Origin of the sequence: Streptomyces sp. NPDC001604, assembly GCF_042893475.1 — a bacterium.
Taxonomy (GTDB): Bacteria; Actinomycetota; Actinomycetes; order Streptomycetales; family Streptomycetaceae; genus Streptomyces.
This window is the reverse complement of record NZ_JBIAUY010000001.1, coordinates 749,338-770,899: the sequence shown is the minus strand read 5'-3', so window position 1 is coordinate 770,899 and position 21,562 is coordinate 749,338. Positions and strand designations below refer to the sequence as shown.

Genomic DNA, 21,562 nt, shown 5'->3' with positions numbered 1-21,562 from the left:
AACGTGCGGAATTGCGGCAAAGGAGGATGAATGAGCCCTCGTCGCCGCCGGTCCGCCCACAGGCGGCTGGCGATTCTCACCGTCGCAGCGCTCGTGTCAGCCGCGCTCGCCTGGGGCCCGGCCTCCCCGGCCGACGCCGCACGGCATCCCGGCCGGCCAGGCCCGCCCCCGAACGATGCGCGCGCCTACTCGGTGGCGGACGTACGGCGCGCCGCATTCGGCGCCTTTCTCGACTCCGAGCCCGAAGGGCTGGTCCGGCTGAGGGAGTTCAGCGGCTGGCTGGGCGGCACCGAACTGCGCGTGGGACACACCTATCTGCCGGGCGACGTGTGGGAGAACATCGAGGGCGGCTACAACTTCCTCGACAGCTGGGCCAAGTGGCGCCTCGCCAAGCCCGACCGGCTGCTCGTGCTCAACGTCCCGCTGATGGAGCACAACGAGGCGCAGGTCTCCGACATCGCCGTCGCCCGGCTGCTGCGGCGCGCCGCGGCCGGAGAGTTCGACGAGCACTTCCGGCTGCTGGCGAAACGCCTGGTCGACCTGGGCGCGACGGACACGGTCCTGGTGCTCGGCTGGGAGATGAACGGCGTCACCTACACCCATCGCTGCGGCCCCGACCCGGAGGACTGGATCCGCTACTGGCGGCGCATCGTCACCGTCATGCGCTCGGTTCCCGGCCAGAAGTTCAGGTTCGACTTCGCCCCGAACCGGGGTGCGGACTCGATTCCGTGGCCGAAGTGCTATCCCGGCGACGACTTCGTCGACATCGTCGGCATGGACTCCTACGACCAGCCGCGTGGCATGTCCTTCGACGAGGAGGTGTCGGAGCCCTACGGCCTGCAGTTCCACGTGGACTTCGCGCGCCGGCACCACAAGCCGATCTCGTACCCGGAGTGGGGCCTGTACCGCAACGGCGACAACATCACGTACATGCTGCGCATGCTCGCCTGGATGGACGAGCACAAGCCGCTGTACAACACGATCACCGACTACTGCCCGCACGGCGTGTGGCTGTGCACCGAGAATCCCCGGGCCGCCGCCACCTACCGTGCGGTGCTGGCCAGCTCCCTGCTGCCGGAGCCGACGCCGTTGCCCGTCGTGCCCGTCCCGCCCGTGCCCGTGGTCCCCGTGCCACCCGTGCCACCGGAGCCGACACCGGTGCCGTTGCCGACGCCGGTGCCCACGCCCCCGGCACCGGCCGTTCCGGAGCCCCCGGCGCCGGCCGCGCCGACCCCGCCGGCGCCCGCCGTGCCCACGCCGCCCGTCACCCCGCAGGTCCCGCCCGCCCCCTCGCCCTGAGGCGGTGCTACCAGTGGTCCTTGGAGTCGGGGACCATGCGCCGGACCGACTTGGCCCCGTACCGGGCGGCGGCCGCGCAGAGGGTGGCCGCCAGCAGCGGCGCCGTGCGCCGCCCGGCCAGCAGGAAACGCTGGTTGTAGACCGTCTCGGGGCACCAGCGGTACTTGTGCGGCTCGTCGCCACGCATCAGGCTCAGCACCCTGCCCTCCTCGGCGGGCGCGACATGCTCGGTGGACGCGCGCAGCAGCATCGTCGCCACGTCCACCTTGCGCTCCCGCAGCCCCGGGTGGAAGCCGTACATGTAGTCGCCCAGCAGCCTCCCCGACAGCAGATGCAGGTTGACGGCCACCACCGCGCCCTCGAGGAGGAACTCCGTCACCGCGGCCTGCCCGGAGCGGGCCATCGGGACCACCGACCGCACCAGGTGCTCCAGGAACTGCGGCCGGGTGTGCTCCGGTGTCATCTTCTTGCCCTGCCACTGCAGTCGGTGCAGCTCCAGCAGCCGCCGCAGCGCGGTCTCCGTCTCGTCGTGGCCGACGACCCGCCACTCGACACCGAGCCGCCCGAGCTTGTTCACCTTGTTGCGCACCCGCTGGGCGCGCGTCGGCGGCAGCCGCTTGACCAGCTCGTTCATCGGTACGGCGGGCAGTTCCAGGCACGTGGAGTCGCGCAGCCGGCGGCGCGGACCGCGCCAGCGGCCGTAGACCTGCTCCACCGCGCTGCCCGGCCGCACCTCCCGGAAGTCGATCAGCGCGGTGCGGGCCGCCTCGGTCAGGGCGTCGGCCAGCGCCCGGCTGCCGGGCTCGGCCTCCTTCTCGTCGAGCAGTACGTCGCAGAAGTCGGAGATGGCGCCGCCGATGGGCACCAGCTTCGGCAGTGGATGCCGTACCCGCATCAGCGGTGCGGCGGCCACCAGTTCACCGCCCCGGCGCACCAGGAACAGCCGCAGCCCGTCGGGTGTGCCGTACGAGAGCCACCAGGAGTGCAGCCAGGCGTGGCTCTGGAACGGTGTCGCCGACGGGCAGGCGTCGTGCAGCCGTCCCCATTCCCCGGCCAGTGCGGCGAACGTGCGCTCGTCGGTGCACAGTTCCACCGAGAGCGTATGGCCGGACGCGGTCATCCGAGGGTCCCGCGGGCGTCCGCGGCATGGGTCGGGGCGGGCACCGTCGGCTGGCCGGGGCTGTCGCCGTCCGCCTGGCGCCGCGGCCGTGCCAGCAGGGCGAGTCCGCCCAGCAGACCTCCGGCGCACGCTCCCACCAGCGAGGTCAGCTTCCAGGACGCGGACGACGGTTCGGCGGGCCGCATCGCACGGGCGAGCGGCTCCAGCCGGATGCCGGTGCCGGCCTTGGTGTGGCCGGCCTGCCTGACCAGCGCACCGGACACGGCGTTGGCGACGTCCGCGGCCTGGGCGGGGCTCGACGAGGTCGCCGAGACCGAGACCATCGGCGCGTCCGGCGAGGTCGCCACCTGCACGCTCTTGCGCAGGAACGCGGCCGGAACACCCGCCTCGACCTGCGCGTCCCCGAGCACCGCGAGCTGCGGGGCCACCCGGCCGTACGCCTGTGCGAAGCCGAGCGCGTCGGCGCAGTCGACGTCGGAGCGGCCGCCGGCCGCCACAGCGACGACGGAGCTCGTCGCCGTGTACTGCGGCGGCTTCACCAGTCCGTACGTGCCGCCGGCCACGGCACCGAGCAGCGCGCCGGCCGGCAGCAGCCACCACGCGGGCAGCCGCTGCACACGGGCGCGCTCACGGCGCGGCTGGCGGGCACGCTGAACGGGGTTGTCGGTCATGGAGCACTCACTTCCAGGGTCGAGCCGGCCAGGGCGGCCGTGTAGACATCCATCAACTGCCGGGCGCTGCACGCGATGTCGTAGCGGTGCACGGCGTCCGGGACGCATCGCTCGCCCGGCCCCGCCGCCCGCAGCCGCAGCAGCTCCCGTACGTACGCCCCGGTGGAGCCGGTGACGCGCCGCGCGCCGGGTGCCGCGTCCGGGGGCAGGTCCTCGACGGCGGGGCAGCTCGCGTAGAGCACGGGCAGGCCGGCCGCCAGTGCCTCCACCACCGCCAGCCCGAAGGCCTCCTGCGTCGACGGTGAGACGAGCACGTCCATCGCCGACAGCAGGTCGACCAGGCCGGGCGCGTCGTCGCGGGGGCCGGGCAGATACGGCCGCTCGCCCGTCAGCACCACCCGGTCCGCGACCCCCAGCGCCCGCGCGGTGCGCCGCAGCACCGTCTCCTCGGGGCCGCCGCCCACCAGCAGCAGCCGTACGTCACCGGGCAGCCGGGACAGGGCGCGCAGCAGCAGGTCGAAGCGTTTGGCCGGGGCGAGGCGGCCCACCCCGCCGACGACATAGGCGTCCTCGGGCAGCCCGTAGTGCATCCGGGCCTCCTTGCGGGCGACCTCGTCGAAGCGGAACCGGGCCGCGTCGATGCCGTTCGGGATGACGTGGATGCGTGCCCCGGGTACGCCCCAGTGGCGCAGCCGCTCGGCCACCGTCGGCGAGACGGCGACCGTGGCGCGGCCCAGGCGCTCGCCGGCCAGGTACAGCCCGCGGACACCAGCGGTCAGCGGCCGTCCCTCCAGCGCGGTGTCGCCGATCGAGTGCTCCGTGGCGACGACCGCCCGGACACCCGCGAGCCGCGCGGCGATCCGGCCGTACAGACAGGCCCGGTACAGATGGGTGTGGACGAGGTCGTAGCCGCCGCCGCGGATCAGCCGGGTCAGTCGGGGCAGTGCGCCGAGGTCGCGGTTGCCGCCCATGCCGAGGTGGACGACGCGTACGCCGTCGGCGGCCAGGCCCGCGGCGACCGGGCCGGGGTTGGTCAGGGTCACCACGTCGCACTGCATGGGAAGGTGCCGCAGCAACAGCCGCAGCTGCTGTTCCGCTCCGCCGACGCCGAGGCCGGTGATGACATGCAGGGCCCTCACACGGCCTCCACGGAGCGGCCGAAGAACCGGGCCAGGCGTCGCTTCAGCTCCAGCCGTACGGCGGTGTCGATCTCCCCGACATGGATCCGGGGCAGCGCGAAGTCGCCGCAGCCGTCCGGGCCGGGGGTGATCGCGCAGGCGTAGCGGTAGCCGGCCAGGCGCACCGCGGCGGCGACGCGCTCGTCGAGATACCCGTACGGGTAGCAGAAGCCCTCCACGTCGGTGCCGGTGATCCCGGCGAGCAGACGGCGGCTGTCGCTGACCTCGGAGTGCAGCACCTGGTCGGTGACCTTGGTCAGGTCGAGGTGGGTCAGGCCGTGCGAGGCGACCTCCATGCCCGCGGCCACGGCACGGTGGATGCCGTCCACGTCGAGCAGCGGCTTGCGGGGGCCGAGCGGCTCCCAGGCGTTCTCGCCGCCGAGCCGCCCGGGCAGCACGAACACGGTCGCCGTGAAGCCCCAGCGGCGCAGCACGGGCAGCGCGTCGCCGGTGAAGTCGGCGTATCCGTCGTCGAAGGTGAGCCCCACCAGGCCGCGCTCGGTGCCGCGGGCGCGCGCCGCGAGCAGTTCGCGCATGCTCACCCCGCGCAGACCGCGGCTCGACATCCAGGCGAACTGGCGGTCGAGGCGGGCGGGGGTGACGGTGACGTTGTACGGGTCGTCCGGGCAGTCCGAGACGGAGTGGTACATGGCCACCCAGACGGCGGGACCCCGCTTGGACCGTCTTCTCGCGGACGATCTGGGATCCGGTTCGGCCTTGCGCGGTGCAGCGGAGACGTCAGCGACCATGACCCAGCTTTCGTGTGACGGAATGACGGAGTGACTGCGCGACGGGAAGCAGAAGAGACCGGGCGTCCGCCGCGTCGAGGACCCAGGCCAGCAGCAGGAAGACGACGGTGACGCAGATGCAGCAGGCGGCGACGGCCGCGGCGGGCGAGGTGAACAGCCCGGCGACCACCAGTCCGGTCCCGGTGGCGCACGCGGCCGCGCACACCGGACGGACCAGTTCGGCGACGACCCGGCGCACCCGCACCGGCACATTGCGCGGGCCCAGGCCGTGCAGCATGAGCAGCGCGGTGAGGGTGATGCCGGTCGCGTTGGCCGCGGCGATGCCGCAGGCACCCCAGGGCCGTACGGCCCAGGCGCCGATGACGACGGTCGCGAGCGCGCCCACGCCCATCGCGCCCAGCGGGAACCAGGTGGTGCGGCCGGCCGCGAAGTACGACCGCACGAGCGCCCCGACCAGCGTCTGCCCGAGCAGCCCGGCCGCGTACACCCGCATCACTGCGGCGGTCGCGGCGGTGTCCTGCGCGGTGAACGCGCCGCGCTGGAAGAGGAGTTGGACGATCTGCGGGGCGCAGGCCACGACCACCGCGGCACCGAGCAGGACGAGACAGGCCATCAGCAGCAGGTCCCGCTCGACCCGGTCCCGGGCCCGCCGTGTGTCGCCCTCGGCGATGGCCTGCGCCACCACCGGGAAGGTGACGATGCACACCATCATCGACAGCGACATCGGCAACTGGGCGACCTTCTGGGCGTAGTTGAGGTGCGAGATGGCGCCTGCGGGCAGCGCGGACGCGAAGTGCCGCTCGATGAGGACCTGCGACTGCCGGCACAGCGCGAACAGCAGAACCGCACAGACGAGGCCCGGCGCGAGCGGCCGCCCGCCGTCGTCCTCGTACCCGCAGTCGCCCAGGCCGGAGCGCCCGGCGAGCCGCCGCACCAGCGACGGAGTCTGTACGGCGACCATCAGGCACCCGCCGAGCGCGACCCCGAGGGCGGCGGACCGCACGCCCCAGTGCACACCGAGGACGAACATCGTGGAGATGATCGCGACGTTGTACGCGATGTAGATCGCACCGGGCGCGAGATACGAACGGTGGGCGCGCAGCGCCGCACTGCAGTACCCGGCGAGACCGAAGCTCAGCACACAGGTCGCGGTCAGCCGCGTGCAGGCGATCGCGAGCGACGGGTCGGGCAGACCGGGCGCGAGGGCGTCCACCAGCAGTGGCGCCCCGGCCACGAGCGCGGCGGCCGTGGCGGCGAAGGCGAGGCACAGCCGCGGCAGCGAGGCGGCGACCAGGGCGCGCACCGGATCGGGGGTGCTGTTCCCGAGCGCCCGCCGGGCCAGCGCCACGCTGAACGCGGGCACCAGCACGAACGCCATGCCCTCCTCGATCAGCAGGGTCGCCGCCAGTTCGGGCACCGTCCAGGCCACCAGGAACGCGTCGGTCTCCGCACCGGCACCGAAGAGATGCGCGAGCGCCTGGTCCCGCGCCAGCCCGAGGACCGCCCCGGCCATGGACAGCGCGGCGGACAGCAACGTCGCCCGGGCCAGGAAGCGGCCTGAGGGGGTGTCCGCCTGCCGGGCGGTGACCGTGCCGGGACGGCCGTCGACGTCGGCCACTTCGGGGGCACCCGCGGTCTTCGCGGTTCCGGGATTCACCGGGGGTCCGATTCATCGGCAGGCGGTACGGCAGCGCCCCAAAGGGGCACGGGGCTGTGTCCATCTGCGGCTCCGCCGCGATGGGGGTCCCCCCGCTCGAGCGAATTCGAGAGTGGGGGAGCGACCAGCCACGACGGCGCTGCAGACGGCTGATGGCACGACCACCACGCGGCGACCCCGAAGCACAGGCCCGTCAGGGTGGTGGACGGACCCCCGATGTCGGAGTACAGGAAGTTCACCAACTGCCACACCAGCAGCCCGCAGGCCGCAAGCGCACAGTCCCGGGCATGAGGCGCCCCCCGCAACCGCCGCAGCGCGCACACCAGCAGGGCCAGCCAGCTGCCCGCGACGGTGACCAGGCCCAGCAGGCCCTGCTCGCTCAGCAGCAGCATGTACATGTTGTGCGGGGAGAGCAGCGGCTGGCGCCGGAAGGCCTGGCCGTCGCCCTCCGTGTCGCTGCCCGACGACAGCGCGAGCGAGGCGTGCGAGTCCCGGTAGGCGGGAAAGGCCTTCAGGCCGACGCCCCGCACCGGGTGCTCGTCCCACATGTCGATGGAGGCCGCCCACATGGTGTAGCGGTCCACGACCGACTGGTCGGGTGCGCCGGCGACCTGGGTGATGCTGGTCAGCCGCTCCTGCAGCGCCGAGCCGCCCACGCCGAACCCGCCCACCAGCACCACCGAGGCCGCGGCCACCGCCGCGAACACCTTCACCGCCCGCCGTACCCCGGCCAGCAGCAACTGCGCCCCGCAGGTCACGGCCGTGGCGATCCAGGAACCCCGGCTGAAGGACAGCGCGAGCGGCACGAGCAGCGCCGCCGCACAGACGGCGGCCGCGACCCGCTGCCGCCGCGCGCCCGTCCCGAGCGCCAGACCGGTCAGCGACACCACTCCGGCCGCGACGACCGACGCCATCCCCATCACGTCGTGCGGCCCGAACGTGCCCACGGCCCGGATGTAGGCCCCCTGGTACGAGGCCCCGGTGCCGGTCAGGTACTGGTGCACCCCGACCGCCCCCTGCCACAGCGCGAGACCGGCCAGCCCCCAGAGCACCAGCCGGGCATCGCGCAGGCCGCGCAACAGCAGCACCATCGCGAGCGGGACGAGCACGAACACCTGGAGGTAGCGCGCGAGGCCGGTGACCGCGTCGCCGGGCGTCACCGCCCCGGTCGCGGAGACCGCGATCCCCACCACGGGCAGCCCGAGCACGACCGCCGCCGTCCGCGTCAGCGGGCGCTGCGCCTGTCGCAGGGTGCGTACCGCGGCCCACAGCAGGACCAGTCCGCAGGTCAGGTCGGCGGGCGTGGCACCGCTGTCCGTCTCGGCCGGCAGCCCCAGGAGGGCGATCACCGCCAGGAGGGGCAGCACGGGCGCGGCCCGCTGCAGCGCCGGGACCGGCCACGCGAGCGGTACGGAGGCCGAGGGAGTGCTCACCCGCGCTCAGCTCCCCGTCGGCCGTACGAACAGGGCCGCCGTGCGCGCCAGGATGCAGATGTCCTGCCACAGCGACCAGTTGTCGATGTAGGCGTTGTCGAAGCGGCACCGGTCCTCGATGGAGGTGTCGCCGCGCAGCCCGTGGATCTGGGCGAGCCCGGTGATCCCGGTCGGCATCCGGTGGCGCTCCCGGTAACCCGGGTAGGTCTGGCTGAACTTGGCGACGAAGTAAGGCCGTTCGGGCCGCGGACCGACCAGGCTCATGTCTCCGCGGCAGACGTTCCACAGCTGCGGCAGCTCGTCCAGCGAGGTGCGGCGCAGGAACTGGCAGAAGCGGCTCATCTCCTGCTCGTTCGCCACGCTCCAGCGGGTCGCCGCCTCGTGCGCGCTGGCGGGCCGGTGGGTACGGAACTTCAGCAGGGTGAACGGCCGTCCGTCCTTGCCGATGCGCTCCTGCCGGAACAGCACACCGGGCCCGTCCATGATCCGCAGCACCGCCGCGCACACCAGCAGCACCGGGCAGGCGAGCAGCAGCAGCGAGCCCGACAGCACCGCATCCAGCACCCGCTTGCCGACGCCGACCCGCCGCCGTCCGCGCCCGGGGCACAGCAGCCTGCGCGGGAAACCCGCCAGATGCCCGCCCGATTCGCGGCGCCCGCCGAGGCCGTACGAGGGTGCGTCCGCGTCCAGCTCCCACACCACGCAGCCGTACGCGGCGAGGTCCCGCAGCAGAGCGGTCTTCTCCACCCGGGTGGCCGCGCCCACGACGAGCACCGTCTCCACACCGTTCTGGATGACCGCCCGACGCGCCGCCTGATCCGTGGTCAGCAGCGGCAGCTCGTGGCCTTCGCCGGGCCGGGCGAGGACGTCGAGGCCGTCGCCGACCACGCCCACCGGCCGCACCCCGCAGCCCGGCTGGCGCAGCAACGCGGCCGCCACCTTCCGGGCCACCGCGACCGGTCCGACCACCAGAGCGGGATCGGGCAGGCGCCGCCGCGCCCGCCGCCCGTGCACCGCAGCGCGGCCCGCACAGGCCGCCGCGCACTGCACCGCGAACGCGCAGGCCAGTACGGCCGGCGGGAGCGGCCGCAGCGGCGAGAGCGCCCCGACAGCCCCCCAGCCGACGGCGATCCGTCCGCAGACGGCGGGGAGTTCGTCGAGCACACCGCGCACCTGGGAGCTGTCGTACAGGCGGGCCCGCCGGTTCAGCCCGATCACCCCCAGCACCAGCAGGGCGACGACCAGCGGATACCTCGGGGCCCCGGGCACGACCAGGACCCCCAGCAGGGCGGCGCCGCCATCGACGAGCGGCAGGGTCCCCCTGAAGGCCCGCCGCGGCCGGCTCTCTCTGCGTCCGGCGGGCAGTCGACGTCCGGCTGCGGGGCCGCGCGGGGCGAGAACGGAGACAGCGTGCTCTGCCGCCCGCGGCTGCTGCCCCGTACGAGGGGGAACGGTACTTTCCGCAGTCATCTGGTGATGCACTTCCTGCTCTAGTTGGGTACGGCGACCGGCGCGACAACGACGCCGAACAGTTCGCCGAGCAATTCGCGGTACACGTCGGTCACGGCGTCCGCCGTCCGCCGCAGGTCGTGGGCGGCGAGCACATGCCGGCGGCCCTGCGCGCCCAGCACCGCGCGCAGCGGCTCGTCCCGCAGCAACGCCGTCAGCGCCCGCGCCAGCGCACCGGGGTCCTCGGGCGGCACCAGGCAGTACGGCGGCTGCTCGGGCGGCAGGCTCTCGCGCGCCCCGTCCACGTCCGTGACCACGACCGGGCGGGCGCACGCCATCGCTTCCAGCGGGGCGAGCGCCATGCCCTCCCAGCGGGACGGCAGGACCACCACGTCGGCGGCCCGGTACCAGGGGGCCGCATCGGGCGCGGCACCGGCGAACACCACCGAAGCGGGCGCACCGGAGCGCAGCCGGTCCGCGTCCGGCCCCTCGCCGACCAGCACCAACCGGGCCCCGGCCACCTGCCGTTCCACCTCGGGCCACGCCTGCAGAAGCACGTCCTGCCCCTTCTGGCGGCACAACCGGCCCACGCACACGACGAGCGGCCCGGGCCCGGACCGACAGACGTCCCCCTCCGGCCGGAACCTGAGCGTGTCGACGCCGTTGGGGACCACCCGCCAGCGGGCGCTGATCCCGCACCGCTCCCCGGTCCGCCGCTCCGCCTCGCTGACGCACACGATGCGCGTCGCCCACCGCGCCCCCGACCGCTCCCAGCCCAGCGCCAGCCGCGCGACGATTCCCTCGGCGGCCTCGAACGACCAGGCGTGCGGCTGGAAGACGGTCGGGACACTGCCGCGTACGGCCAGCCGGGCCGCGAGTCCGGCCTTCGCGCTGTGCGCGTGCACCAGGTGCGGCCGCACCTCGCGCAGGATCCGCGCCAACCGCCGTACCTCGCCCGGAAGTCGGTGCCCGGGGGAGCGGGTCGCGTCCCAGCGCAGCACCGTGCAGCCCGGCACGCGCAGAGCGTCCGTCAGCGTGCCACCCTCCGGACAGGCCACGGTCACCCGCAGCCCGGCGACGAGCTGAGCCGCCACCAGGTCCGCCACGACCCGCGCGACACCGCCCTCGACGGGCTGCGTGACATGCAGGATGTGCGGCACGCGTGGGGAAAAACGCATGGGAGAGGATGCCCTTCCGAACAAAAGAGTCCGAGCCGGGGCCAGGACGTGCGGCTCGTGCTTCTTGATATAAAAACCCGCACCCGTTCGAGAGCGTGAGGTTCGTTGTTCAACCGGCATCGCTGAAATCACGAGGTGAGCCACTCTAGCCGCTCACCGGTATTTATCTGCGGACCGGTCATCTGTGTCGGAATGGTGGCGTTTCAATGAGCTATTTGTCGCCCCGGATCACCCGTTTGGAGCCACGGCAACGGCAACAGGGTTTCCCGGAAGCCGCACTCTCGTTAGGCCGCTCGAAGACGACTTACGAAAGAAAGGCACACGATGAAGACTCTGAAGGCTGCCGCCGTCGTAGCCGGTTCCCTCGCCCTCGCCGGGGTGGCCGTGCCCGCCGGCGCGGCGGACATGCCGGCCGGGGGACTCGTGGACAGCGGGAAGACGGTCGCGAGCGGTGTCCCCACGGCAGCCAAGGTGTCGACGGGTTTCGTGGGCGACAACGTCGGTCAGGTGGCGCAGAGCGTGAAGGAAAGCGTGAAGGGCAGCATGAAGGAGGCGGGCATGAAGGGCCCCGTCGTCGGCGGCACCCTGCCGAACCCCGCCCTTCCCGCGACCGCCGCCGACGGCAAGCTGCTGGGCGGGCTTCCGGTCGGCAGGTAGCCGGGGGATCCACGATTCGGGTCGGCTCCGCATTCCTCGGAGTCGGCCCTTCGGCATATGCGTCCGCACTTCGCGCGCTGGGCCGAACGATGGATTCGTAGTGACCGCAGGCGGCAGGACGCGTTGTTCCCATTGGAATGACCAGCTGGAGCGCCTTTCCCTCCTTGTTGGCGCGCTCTTCGTCGGCCACCTCCTGATCGCGGGGCCTGTCTGCAGCAGATGCAGACAGGCCCCGCGGGCGTGTATGGATCCTGAAAAAGAAGCTCAAAAAAGAAGAGCGGAAAAACAGGGTACGGAAAAGCCGATGGCGGCCCACCGGAATTCCGGCGGACCGCCATCGAGTGAAGCGCGGCTCAGAAGATGATGCCGCCCGTGTACGGGGCGTTCTGCGACTGGTCGACAGCCGCCGTGTTGCACGCGGCGTAGTGCGAGTTCGGGGCCACGACGCCGCCGAGGACGGCACCGTTGGACCACGGAGCGATGCAGCGCCCGTCGATCAGTGAGCCGTTGATGACGGCGACGCCCTGCTGAGGGGCGTTCACGACGATCGGCGACTCCGAAAAGCCGCTGCCGCCGGTGACGGTGGTGTTGGAGTCGTTGGCCGAGGCGGCGCCACCGGCCGCGAGCACGAGGCCCGCGGCGAGGGCGGTGATGGCCGTAACCTTGTTACGCATGGGATGCGCCTTTCGGTGGGGCGATGGGGGTTTCCGTGCTTCGATTTGCTCGGAGCAGGTCAGAAGATCAGGCCGCCCGTGTAAGGGGCGTTCTGCGACTGGTCGATCTTCGCCGTGTTGCATGCGGCGTAGTGCGAGTTCGGGGCCGCGACGCCGCCGAGGACGGCACCGTTGGACCACGGCGCGACGCAACGGAGGTCGGCGACCGAGCCGTTGACGACGGCAATCCCCTGCTGGGGAGCGTTGACGACGACCGGGGACGACGAGAAGCCGCTGCCGCCCTTGACGTCGGTGCAGTCCTCGGCCGCGGCGGTGCCGGCCGCCGCGAGGACGAGGCCCGCGGCGAGGGCGGAAATGGCCGAAACCTTGTTACGCATGGGATGCGCCTTTCCGGGCTGTTTTGGGTGATGCGCTTGCTCCGATTTGCTCGGAGCAGGTCAGAAGATCAGGCCGCCCGAGTAGGGGGCGTTCTGCGACTGGTCGACGGCCGCCGTGTTGCACGCGGCGTAGTGCGAATTCGGGGCCACGATGCCGCCGAGGACGGATCCGTTGGACCACGGGGCGATGCAACGGCCGTCAACGAGCGTCCCGTTGACCACCAGAACGCCCTGCTGAGGGGCGTTCACGACGACCGGCGACTCCGCGAAGCCGCTGCCGCCCTTGACGGTGGTGTTGCTGTCGTTGGCCGAGGCGAGACCGACGCTGCTGACCATAGCGCCGAGGGTGAGGGCAGTGATGACCGCGAACTTCCTGGGCAACTTAGTTCCTTCCTCAATTCACGGTTGCGCACGCTTGCATACCAGGAAACCTTGATATGCGCGTATAAGTCACGGGACGGGCGCCTAAACAAGGTTTATTCCGTCGGATGGCGCAATGCCGCAGGTTCCTGGGGGTCGGACCGGATTGGATCCGGAATCCGTGTGGCGTAAATGAACGACAATCCGAAGAGGGAGCGGCCGTCGACATGTGTCCGGCCCACCGGAAGGGAGAGGGCCGGTGGGCCGGGCAAGTGCTTCATATGAGGGCTTTCGCCGGTACGGCCGGCTCCTACGGTCTCCGTCTTGTCACTTGCTGAGCAGGCTCCCCAGACCCGTGGAGGTCGGGGCCTGCAGCGGGTGGACCTGAACGACGCCGTTTCCGGCCGGGTTCTTGACCGGAATCGTGGGCTTCTTGGAGGCGTTCGGGTCCATGCCGTCCAGGTAGACGCCCGAGACGCCCGGAGTCTTCTGCTTGTCGAAGGCGCTACCGTTGGCGAGCTTGCCGTTGCGGGCCAGTCGCGAGACGACGTCGGCCGCCGGCACGACCGCCGGAGTCACCTTGGTCGGGGACATGAGACCGAGCAGGCCGCCCGACGCAGCCGGTGCGGCCGGCGGGGTGGCGGCCGACGCCGCTACGGCGGACCCACCCACGAGGCCCGCTCCGATGGCCAACGCCGCAGTGGTGAAAATTGCCTTCTTCATGATTCACCTCGGTTGAAAGTTACCTCTGATCCGACGGCTGGAGAACATAGCAGTCCAAGCCCTCCGTAAAAGCGATGCGTTACTCCATACGCATGAAAGTCAGAGGGGTGAACAATGCTTTGCTTACGGTGTCGTCAAAGGGATTCGGATGGTCGGTGAATCAATTGATCGTATGGTGGGTGCGGTTTCGGCCGGATGGGTAGTGTGAAAGAGGAATTCCAGTGGTGCGGCCGCTGCTTCGGCCGGGGCGTACGCTTCGCGGCCCTACCCTCACCGCCATGACCGCCGACAGCGCCCAGCCCACGCCGACCGCGTCCCCTGCCATCGCCGCCGGCAAGTCGCTCACCTGGTCGGAGGAGTTCGACGCCCCCATCGCCTGGGGGAGCAGATGGGTCGGCGACAGAACCAGCGCCTACCGCTACGGCAACCACAATCCGGACGACAACAAGCTGGACTGGCTCAGCCCCGGCTGTGTGACCGTCTCCGAAGGCGTGGCCACCTTCACCGCCTCCCCGGCGGGCCACACCCTCGAGAACGGCCGGCAGGCCTGGCACACCGGCCTGCTCACCACCGAGTACTCCGCCGAGGGCTTCCAGGTGCGCACCGGTGACTACGCCGAGACCCGGGTCAAACTGCCCTCCGGGACCGGCGCCTGGCCGGCGCTGTGGACCTGGAAGGACGGCGGGAACGAGATCGACACCTTCGAGTACCACCCCGACAACCCGCACCTGCTGGAGCTGTCCAACCACGTCAACCACGGCTGTGCGTATCACACGGATGCCGACACGATCGCCCCGGACGAGTGGGTGACCATCGGCAGTTGCTACGGAGAGCACTCCGTCGACTGGTACGTCAACGGCGAGCGGGTCTTCCGCGACCGCACCGGAGTGGGCGCCGACTGGTCGGCGTATCTGATCCTCAATCTGTCGCTGAGCGCCGGCCGGTACCACCCGGCCCCCTCCGGTCCGGACCCCCTCACCTTCGTCGTCGCCCACCTTCGCGTCTACCGCTGAGTGTTCTCGAAAGGAGCCCCCATGCGTGCACTGCCCGCACGGCGTATCGCGTCCGTCGCTCTGAGCGCCGCCCTCCTGGTCGGCATCGCCGCCCCGGCCGCCGTCGCGGCCGGCTCCGCACGGGAACGCGCCCGCGCCTCGTCCCTCGGGCCGGTCCCCGGCGCGGACGAACTGATCCCGCAGATCAAGAAGCTCGGCGACATCGGCGGTGTGCTCACTCCGGTCGCCAGACTGCTCAACGCCGTGCTGAAGGCCGACGGCGGGCAGCTGTCCGTCGTCGAGGCGCAGAAGCTCGGCGACGCCGTGAAGGACGCCATCGCCAAGGCCACCCCGCTGAGGACCAAGGCGGTCAAGGGGGACGCGCTGACCGCTCTGAAGAAGGCGGTCGACGCCCTGATCGTGGCCGCCACCTCCGGCGACGCCGAAAAGGTCCCCCCGGCCGTCAGCGGCATGGTGAGCGCCCTGGGCAAGGTCCTCGCCGCGGCGGCAACGGTCGGGTGAGCCTCGCCCGGACGGTCGGTCATTCGGGTGAGAAGGCAGCGGGCTGTTCGGTGGCCCGTCGACAAGGTCGCGCGATGACCTCGACCCCAACCGAGACGCGCCCCTTCCGCATGACCGACCTCGGCACCCTCGTCCTGCTGCCCTGGAGCGGCGCCGCCGCCGACGGGGGCGACCTGCCGTATCTGCTGGCCTCCTCCCCCGGGGACGCCGAGGGAGGTCCGCAGGCGACGTCCGCCGCGGTGGAGGGGCTGCTGGCCGGCAACGGGCTGCGGGTCGGCGGGGGCCTCGTCGACGGCACCACCGGGGCCCCGATCGCCGTCCGCCTGTTCCTGGAGGCCGGGCAGGCCTTCGTCACCATGCCGGAGCTGGGCGCCCGGTGCGCCGCTCCGCCCGAGTGGCTCGCGGCGGTCGCCGAACGCGGCTACGCCTGTCTCGTGTTCACCACCCGCCCCCTGGCCCGGGGGCAGGCCGGGCCGGCCGATCGAGCCTGCGGCGCCGGCCGCCATCGCCGGTGACGAGCAGACCCTGAGGGCCGCCGCGCATGTGCTCCTGCCCGCCCTCACCCCGCGCTGAGCGCTTCGTCGGCCTGCCGATCCTGACCCGTTTGTGGGATTTATGGACGAGCTGACGCACCGGCTCCGCCGACGTTCCGCGTGGGCGCAGCATCGTATGAACGTACTGGTGTTGACCCTACGAGGGAGCGAGCCATGGTCGTCAGTGCCGGTGGAGTACCGAGGGGCGCCGAGCCGCCGGGGTGGCAGGCGATAAGGCGCCGGGTGCTCGCCTGCCTCGCCGCGCTCGCGCTCACCCCCGTCCTCGCCGCCTCGCGCGCCCCGCGGCCCGCCGAAGGCGCCGGGGAGGCGGCCGAGTCGGCCTTCGACGAGGTCTACCGTGGCCGCCGCATCCGGGGTGTCCTGCTCCCCGCCCCGGGATGCGGCGCCGACGGCCGTGCGTGGCAGGTGACCGTGGACGGCCGCCCGCTGCATCTGATGCGCCGCTCCGACGGCAGCTGGCTGAGCATGGTCAACCACTACTGCTCGTACCGGACCCTGCTGGAGGCCACCCGGGCGGCCGTCGACGAGCTCGGCCCCGGGCAGCGGCTGCGCGACCTGGCGCCGGGCCTGCTCGGCGGAAGCCATCTGCACATGGGGGAACGCCATGGTGTACGTGCGTAAGGACGTGAGCACGCTGACGCGCGACGAGCGGCGGCGGCTCGTCAACGCACTCCTCCAGATCAAATGGCGGGGGGAGTACGACGAGTTCGTGCGGGTGCACATCGCGTACTACCAGGCCGACGGCGAGACCGGACTGCGTCCCGCCCACATGGGGCCCTCCTTCCTGCCCTGGCACCGCCGCTTCCTGCTGGACCTGGAGCGGGCGCTGCAAAGGGTCGACCCGTCGGTGACGGTGCCGTACTGGGACTGGACGCGGGACCGTTCGACGACGTCCGTGCCCTGGACCGACGACCTCCTCGGCGGCAACGGGCGCAGCTCCGACCACCAGGTCGTCAGCGGGCCGTTCGCCTATGCGCAGGGGTACTGGCGCATCCGGGAGGGCATCATCGACGTCGACTTCCTCACCCGGGACCTGGGCCGGGCCGACGACCCCATCGAGCTGCCGACCCAGGAGGAACTCCAGGAGGCGCTCGCCGACCCGGTCTACGACACCTCGCCCTGGGACTCCACCTGCGACGAGGGGTTCCGCAACAAGCTGGAGGGCTGGGGGACCGGACAGGACGGCGTCGCCTGGCGCAATCACAACCGCGTCCACCGCTGGGTCGGCGGAGCCATGCTCGGCGGCGCCTCCGTCAACGACCCCGTGTTCTGGCTGCACCACGCCTTCGTCGACCTGCAGTGGACCCGCTGGCAGCGGCTGCACAGGAACGGTGCCCCGCGCTATCTGCCGGCCCAGCAGCCCGGCCCTCGCAGCGGGCAGCGCGGGCGCATCGTCGCGCGGCACGAGCCGATGCCGCCGTGGGGGGTGACACCGGACGAGATGGAGGACGTGAGCCGGATCTACCGGTACGCCTGACCGATCCCTCGTGTCAGCTCAGCCGGCGTACCGGTGCCCCGTCCAGGAAGGCCCGGATGTCCTCCACCGCCTCCCGGTAGTACGTCTCGTAGTTCGCCCGCGACACATAGCCGAGGTGCGGTGTGGCGAGCAGACGGGGCGCCGTGCGCATCGGGTGGTCGGCTGGGAGGGGCTCGATGTCGAAGACGTCGATGCCCGCGCCCGCGATCCGGCCCTCGTGCAGGGCGGCGAGCAGGGCGTCCTGGTCGACGATCGCGGCGCGGGAGGTGTTGATCAGATACGCGGTGGGCTTGAGGAGGGCGAGTTCCGCGGGGCCGAGCAGGCCGCGGGTGCGCTCGCTCAGGGCCAGGTGGACGGAGACGTAGTCGCTGCTGGACAGCAACTCCTCCTTGGAGGCGGCCAGTTCGACGCCCACCTCGTCGGCGTACTCCTTGGTGAGGTTCTGGCTCCAGGCGCTGACGTGCATGCCGAAGGCGGTGCCGACCCGGGCGACCCGGCTGCCGATCTTGCCGAGGCCGAGCAGTCCCAGGCGGCGGCCGTGCAGGTCGGCGCCCACCGTCTGCTGCCAAGGGCCGCCGGTACGCAGGGACTTGCTCTCCTCTACGATGCCGCGGGCGAGGCCGAGGAGCAGCGCCCAGGTCAGTTCGACGGGCGGGGTCGAGGTGCTCGCCGTGCCGCACACGGTGACGCCGTGCGCCTCGGCGGCGGCGTAGTCGATGACGCTGTTGCGCATGCCGGAGGCGACGAGCAGCTTCAGCCGGGGCAGACGGGCGAGCAGTGAGGCCGGGAAGGCGACGCGCTCGCGCAGGGTGACGACGATGTCGACGTCATGCAGAGCGGAGGCGAGTGCGTCCTCGGTGTCGAAGTGTTCGGCGAAGCTGACGGCATCCACCCGGTCCGCCACGGGTGACCAGTCGGCGAGCTCCGTCGCCACCTGCTGGAAGTCGTCGAGCACAGCGCAGCGCAGCCGCACGGCGGGTCCCTTTCGTCGGCGGGGTCGGGTGGCAGGGCGTGATCAGCAATGGTCGCGCATGAGCGGATCCGCGAGCCACTCGAGCACGCGTTGATCGAGTACGCGTAGATCAAGAAGCCTTTAAAGATTGCGCAAGCCGAGAACCATTACACTCGCCACTCCATGCCGCAGGCGTCCATCCATCGGGGGAGATACATGCGGTTCGTGTGCGTACGGGCGATGCTCGTGACCGGTGTGCCGGCCGTTGCCGCGGCCGTGTTCCTGTTCCTCGGGTTCGGAGCGGGCGCGTTCGCCGGGCGGCCCTACGTCGGACAGGGCCTGATCACGGCGGGCCTGGTCGCCGGGGCGGTGGCTGCCGGGACGGCCGTCGGTGACGTCGCCTGGTTCCTGATGGCGGCCCGCGGCCGGTCCGATCCGGACGACGCGGCGGCAGGGGGCGGCGAGACGGAGGTCCGCGCACAGCCGGACACCTAGACTGGACCGAGCGTGACGACCAGGGCGGGACGGGAGAGGACTGTGGCGGCAGACATCGGGGGCTTCGAGGATCCGTCCGCCGAGGTACTGGCCGAGGCGGCCGCCGCCTTCGGACTGCTGGCCTCCTCGGCCCGGCTGCACCTCGTGTGGGCGCTGGCCCAGGGCGAGAGCGATGTCACCCACCTCGCCGACCGGGTGGGCGGGGCCCTGCCCGCGGTCAGCCAGCACCTGGCGAAGCTGAAGCTCGCGGGACTCGTGCGGTCCCGCCGGGAGGGCCGGCGGCAGATCTACTACGTCGACGATCCCGACGTCGTGACCGTGGTCCGGGTGATGGTGGGGCAGCTGGCCGCGCGTGCCGACCGGTCGTCCGTGCCCGTGCACGCGCTGCGCGGGGCCGGTGGCTGACAGCAGCGCGGCCCCGGAACCCGACCCCGGGGCGTTCGATCCCGCGGGAGGGCCCGGACCGGTCGCCGATGCGGGGCAGGGCCCTTCGACCCTGCTGCAGACGCTGCGGCGCCTGGACAGCGGGCCGCGCGGGCTGACGGAGGCGCAGGCCGAGGAGCGGCAGGCCCGCTTCGGGGCCAATACGCTGCCGACGCACCGGGAAGCCTCCTGGCCGAGGGCGCTGCTGCGCAGTCTGCGCGATCCGTTCACCGTCGTGCTGCTGTGCCTCGGGCTGGTGTCGGCGGCCGTCGCCTCCTGGGGCACCGCCTGTGTGATCCTCCTGCTGGTCGCCGTGAGCTGTGTGCTGCGCGCGTCGGGGGAGCACCGGGCCGGCCGGTCGATGGCCGCACTGCGCGGCCTGGTCGCCACCACCGCCACCGTCCTGCGCCGCGCCGGAGAGGATCTGCCTCCGGACGCCCGGGAGATCCCGGTGGACGAGCTGGTGCCGGGCGATGTGATCCGGCTGGGCCCCGGCGACCTGGTCCCCGCCGACGTACGACTGCTGCGGGCCCAGGGCCTGACCGTGCATCAGGCCGTGCTCACGGGCGAGTCGGCCCCCGTGGCGAAGGACGCCGCCGACGGGGCGGGCGTGCCGGGCGGTGGGCTGTTCGACCGGCCCGAGCTGTGCTTCCAGGGCAGCAGTGTCGCGTCCGGCAGTGCCACCGCGGTCGTCGTGGCGACCGGCGCGCGGACCCGGTTCGCCGCGGCGCACGGCCGTGGCGACGCCCGGCCCGAGGCCAGCGCCTTCGACCGCTCCGTGCACGGCATCTCCTGGATCCTCATCCGGTTCATGCTGCTGACCCCGCCGCTGGTCCTGATGGCCAATGCCGCGCTGCGCGACCGTGGTCTGGAGACGCTGCCGTACGCGGTGGCGGTGGCGGTCGGGCTGACGCCGGAGATGCTGCCGGTCATCGTCACCATGTGCCTGGCCCGCGGCGCCTCGCTGCTGGCCCGCAATCACGGTGTGATCGTCAAGCGGCTGCCCGCGCTGCACGACCTCGGCGCCGTCGACGTGCTCTGCCTCGACAAGACCGGCACGCTCACCCAGGACCGGCCGGTCCTTCACCAGGCCCTCGGCCCGGACGGCCGGGACGACCCCGAGGTGCTGCACTGGGCCGCGGTGAACGCCTGGTGGACCCTGCAGCTCGCCGACCTGCCCGCCCCGGACGCCCTCGACGACGCCGTCCTGGACGCGGCCGACGAGGACGACGTCATGGCGTACGACGGGGTGGCGGCCCTTCCCTTCGATCCGCTGCGGCGCCTTGCGACCGCCGTCGTCCGCACGCCGGGACGGCTGGGCACGCACACCCTGGTCGTCAAGGGGGCCGCCGAGGCCGTCCTGGAGCGTTGCGTACTGGAGGACGGCCGGCGCGGGGAACTGCTCGCGCTCGCGGCGCGGCACGCGGACGACGGGCTGCGGGTGCTGGCCGTCGCCACCGCCGACCGCCCCGCCCGCACCCGCGAGTACACGGCCGTCGACGAACGCGGCCTGGACTTCCGGGGCTTCGTCACCTTCAAGGACGCGCTCGCCGAGACCGCCGGCGAAGCGCTGAAGGTCCTCGCCGAACGGGGCGTCACCGTGCGGATCCTCACCGGCGACCACCCGGGCACCGCCGTCCGGGCCTGCCGCGACCTGGGGATCGCCGTACCGCCGGACGGTGTCCTCACCGCCGACGGCATCGACCACCTCACCGACGCCGAACTCGCCGCGGCCGCCGCCCGCACCGTCGTCCTCGCCCGCTGCACCCCCGCGCACAAAGCCCGCTTCGCCGCCGCCCTGCGGGCCGGCGGGCACACCGTCGGCTATCTCGGCGACGGGGTCAACGACCTGCCCGCCCTGCGCGCGGCCGACGTCGGCATCGCACCCCGGGACGCCGTGGCCGTCGCCCGGGAGAGCGCCGACGTGGTCCTGGCCGACAAGGACCTCACCGCGATCGACCACAGCATCGCGGCCGGACGGTACTCGGGCGGCAACATCGCCACGTATCTGCGCATCACCCTCTCCTCCAACCTCGGCAACGTCATCGCGATGCTCGCGGCGGGCCTCCTGCTGCCCTTCCTGCCGATGCTCCCGGCCCAGGTGCTGGCGCAGAACCTGTGCTTCGACGCCGCCCAGCTGGCCTTCGCACACGACCGGCCCCATCCGTCCGTGCTGCGCCGCCCCACGCTGCTGCGCCCGCGCGATCTGCTGCGCTTCATCATCGGCTTCGGCGTCCTCAACGCGGTCGCCGACCTGGCCACCTTCGGCGTGCTGGAGCTCGCCCTGCACGGACCCGAGGGGCTGGACGACCGGGCGGTGTTCCACTCCGGCTGGTTCACCGAGAACCTGCTCACCCAGGCCCTGGTGATGGTGCTGCTGCGCACGGGGCGCCTCGCGGCGGGTCGCGGACCCGGGCCGATCGGCTGGGCGGCGGGCGCGCTGGCCGCCGTAGGACTGCTACTGCCGGTATCCCCGCTCGGCTCGCTGCTCGGGCTGACCCCGCTGCCGCTCCTCTACTACCTTCTGCTGGCCGCCGTTCTCGCGCTGTACACCGTCGGACTGATGGCTGTCAGAAGGGCACCATGGTTGTACAGTTGCGCAACGTAGCAACCATGCGAGAA

22 protein-coding genes and 1 pseudogene are annotated in these 21,562 nt (G+C 72.3%); 10 read left to right on the top strand and 13 right to left on the bottom strand.

The window, feature by feature from the left end:
• Nucleotides 1-30: 30 nt before the first annotated feature.
• Entirely contained in the window at nucleotides 31-1,299 is a 1,269-nt protein-coding gene (locus ACFY1E_RS03565) for a glycoside hydrolase family 26 protein (protein WP_389070894.1), read from the top strand.
• Between the two features lie 7 nt (nucleotides 1,300-1,306).
• On the opposite strand, the gene ACFY1E_RS03560 is transcribed toward ACFY1E_RS03565, so the two are convergent.
• The 8 genes from ACFY1E_RS03560 to ACFY1E_RS03525 are packed head-to-tail and all read right to left on the bottom strand — an operon-like array spanning nucleotide 1,307 to nucleotide 10,734.
• Complete coding sequence (locus ACFY1E_RS03560) at nucleotides 1,307-2,419, bottom strand: GNAT family N-acetyltransferase (protein ID WP_389070891.1); 1,113 nt, start codon at nucleotides 2,417-2,419, stop codon at nucleotides 1,307-1,309.
• Nucleotides 2,416-3,090: a lipopolysaccharide biosynthesis protein gene (locus tag ACFY1E_RS03555; RefSeq protein WP_389070888.1), complete on the bottom strand. Its 675-nt coding sequence runs from the start codon at nucleotides 3,088-3,090 to the stop codon at nucleotides 2,416-2,418. The genes ACFY1E_RS03560 and ACFY1E_RS03555 overlap by 4 nt, the downstream gene beginning before the upstream one ends.
• Complete coding sequence (locus ACFY1E_RS03550; RefSeq protein WP_389070886.1) at nucleotides 3,087-4,229, bottom strand: glycosyltransferase; 1,143 nt, start codon at nucleotides 4,227-4,229, stop codon at nucleotides 3,087-3,089. The genes ACFY1E_RS03555 and ACFY1E_RS03550 overlap by 4 nt, the downstream gene beginning before the upstream one ends.
• Entirely contained in the window at nucleotides 4,226-5,017 is a 792-nt protein-coding gene (locus tag ACFY1E_RS03545) for a polysaccharide deacetylase family protein (protein ID WP_389070883.1), read from the bottom strand. The genes ACFY1E_RS03550 and ACFY1E_RS03545 overlap by 4 nt, the downstream gene beginning before the upstream one ends.
• The gene (locus ACFY1E_RS03540) at nucleotides 5,007-6,674 is read right to left on the bottom strand and encodes a lipid II flippase MurJ (protein ID WP_389070881.1); all 1,668 of its coding nucleotides are present in this window, start codon (nucleotides 6,672-6,674) and stop codon (nucleotides 5,007-5,009) included. Before ACFY1E_RS03540 ends, ACFY1E_RS03545 begins: the two co-directional genes overlap by 11 nt.
• Entirely contained in the window at nucleotides 6,671-8,107 is a 1,437-nt protein-coding gene (locus ACFY1E_RS03535) for an O-antigen ligase family protein (RefSeq protein WP_389070879.1), read from the bottom strand. Before ACFY1E_RS03535 ends, ACFY1E_RS03540 begins: the two co-directional genes overlap by 4 nt.
• 6 nt (nucleotides 8,108-8,113) lie before the next feature.
• Nucleotides 8,114-9,577, bottom strand: coding sequence for an exopolysaccharide biosynthesis polyprenyl glycosylphosphotransferase (locus ACFY1E_RS03530; protein WP_389070877.1), 1,464 nt, complete (start codon nucleotides 9,575-9,577; stop codon nucleotides 8,114-8,116).
• Nucleotides 9,578-9,597: 20 nt separating this feature from the next.
• Nucleotides 9,598-10,734, bottom strand: coding sequence for a glycosyltransferase (locus tag ACFY1E_RS03525; protein ID WP_389070875.1), 1,137 nt, complete (start codon nucleotides 10,732-10,734; stop codon nucleotides 9,598-9,600).
• A gap of 324 nt (nucleotides 10,735-11,058) precedes the next feature.
• On the opposite strand from ACFY1E_RS03525, the gene ACFY1E_RS03520 reads away from it, so the two are divergent.
• The gene (locus ACFY1E_RS03520) at nucleotides 11,059-11,391 is read left to right on the top strand and encodes a hypothetical protein (RefSeq protein WP_389070873.1); all 333 of its coding nucleotides are present in this window, start codon (nucleotides 11,059-11,061) and stop codon (nucleotides 11,389-11,391) included.
• 353 nt (nucleotides 11,392-11,744) lie between these two features.
• Here ACFY1E_RS03520 and ACFY1E_RS03515 read toward each other — a convergent pair whose 3' ends face one another.
• The 4 genes from ACFY1E_RS03515 to ACFY1E_RS03500 form a co-directional block, all read right to left on the bottom strand.
• Nucleotides 11,745-12,065 carry a hypothetical protein gene (locus ACFY1E_RS03515; protein ID WP_389070871.1) on the bottom strand — a complete coding sequence of 107 codons (321 nt, stop codon included), beginning with the start codon at nucleotides 12,063-12,065 and terminating at the stop codon, nucleotides 11,745-11,747.
• A gap of 59 nt (nucleotides 12,066-12,124) precedes the next feature.
• A complete protein-coding gene (locus ACFY1E_RS03510) occupies nucleotides 12,125-12,442 on the bottom strand; it encodes a hypothetical protein (protein ID WP_389070868.1) in 318 nt (105 codons plus the stop codon).
• Between the two features lie 60 nt (nucleotides 12,443-12,502).
• A complete protein-coding gene (locus ACFY1E_RS03505) occupies nucleotides 12,503-12,823 on the bottom strand; it encodes a hypothetical protein (protein WP_389070865.1) in 321 nt (106 codons plus the stop codon).
• 306 nt (nucleotides 12,824-13,129) lie between these two features.
• On the bottom strand, nucleotides 13,130-13,525 hold the full coding sequence (locus ACFY1E_RS03500) for a hypothetical protein (RefSeq protein ID WP_389070863.1): 396 nt from the start codon (nucleotides 13,523-13,525) through the stop codon (nucleotides 13,130-13,132).
• 278 nt (nucleotides 13,526-13,803) lie between these two features.
• Between ACFY1E_RS03500 and ACFY1E_RS03495 the strand changes: the two genes are divergently transcribed.
• The 5 genes and pseudogenes from ACFY1E_RS03495 (at nucleotide 13,804) to ACFY1E_RS03475 (ending at nucleotide 17,070) form a co-directional block, all read left to right on the top strand.
• Nucleotides 13,804-14,538 carry a beta-glucanase gene (locus ACFY1E_RS03495; protein ID WP_389070860.1) on the top strand — a complete coding sequence of 245 codons (735 nt, stop codon included), beginning with the start codon at nucleotides 13,804-13,806 and terminating at the stop codon, nucleotides 14,536-14,538.
• Nucleotides 14,539-14,559: 21 nt separating this feature from the next.
• A complete protein-coding gene (locus ACFY1E_RS03490; protein ID WP_389070858.1) occupies nucleotides 14,560-15,039 on the top strand; it encodes a hypothetical protein in 480 nt (159 codons plus the stop codon).
• Nucleotides 15,040-15,113: 74 nt separating this feature from the next.
• Nucleotides 15,114-15,612: pseudogene (locus tag ACFY1E_RS03485) on the top strand (DUF5949 family protein).
• 134 nt (nucleotides 15,613-15,746) lie between these two features.
• Nucleotides 15,747-16,214 (top strand): tyrosinase cofactor, encoded by a 468-nt coding sequence (locus tag ACFY1E_RS03480; protein ID WP_389070855.1) that lies wholly within the window; start codon nucleotides 15,747-15,749, stop codon nucleotides 16,212-16,214.
• Nucleotides 16,198-17,070 (top strand): tyrosinase family protein, encoded by an 873-nt coding sequence (locus ACFY1E_RS03475; protein WP_389070853.1) that lies wholly within the window; start codon nucleotides 16,198-16,200, stop codon nucleotides 17,068-17,070. Before ACFY1E_RS03480 ends, ACFY1E_RS03475 begins: the two co-directional genes overlap by 17 nt.
• Before the next feature lie 13 nt (nucleotides 17,071-17,083).
• Here ACFY1E_RS03475 and ACFY1E_RS03470 read toward each other — a convergent pair whose 3' ends face one another.
• Nucleotides 17,084-18,043: a D-2-hydroxyacid dehydrogenase family protein gene (locus tag ACFY1E_RS03470; protein WP_389070850.1), complete on the bottom strand. Its 960-nt coding sequence runs from the start codon at nucleotides 18,041-18,043 to the stop codon at nucleotides 17,084-17,086.
• Nucleotides 18,044-18,238: 195 nt separating this feature from the next.
• On the opposite strand from ACFY1E_RS03470, the gene ACFY1E_RS03465 reads away from it, so the two are divergent.
• The 3 genes from ACFY1E_RS03465 to mgtA are packed head-to-tail and all read left to right on the top strand — an operon-like array spanning nucleotide 18,239 to nucleotide 21,548.
• Nucleotides 18,239-18,517 (top strand): hypothetical protein, encoded by a 279-nt coding sequence (locus ACFY1E_RS03465; RefSeq protein WP_389070847.1) that lies wholly within the window; start codon nucleotides 18,239-18,241, stop codon nucleotides 18,515-18,517.
• 42 nt (nucleotides 18,518-18,559) lie between these two features.
• A complete protein-coding gene (locus tag ACFY1E_RS03460) occupies nucleotides 18,560-18,922 on the top strand; it encodes an ArsR/SmtB family transcription factor (RefSeq protein ID WP_389070845.1) in 363 nt (120 codons plus the stop codon).
• A complete protein-coding gene (gene mgtA / locus ACFY1E_RS03455) occupies nucleotides 18,915-21,548 on the top strand; it encodes a magnesium-translocating P-type ATPase (protein ID WP_389070842.1) in 2,634 nt (877 codons plus the stop codon). The genes ACFY1E_RS03460 and mgtA overlap by 8 nt, the downstream gene beginning before the upstream one ends.
• The last annotated feature ends 14 nt before the right edge of the window (nucleotides 21,549-21,562 follow it).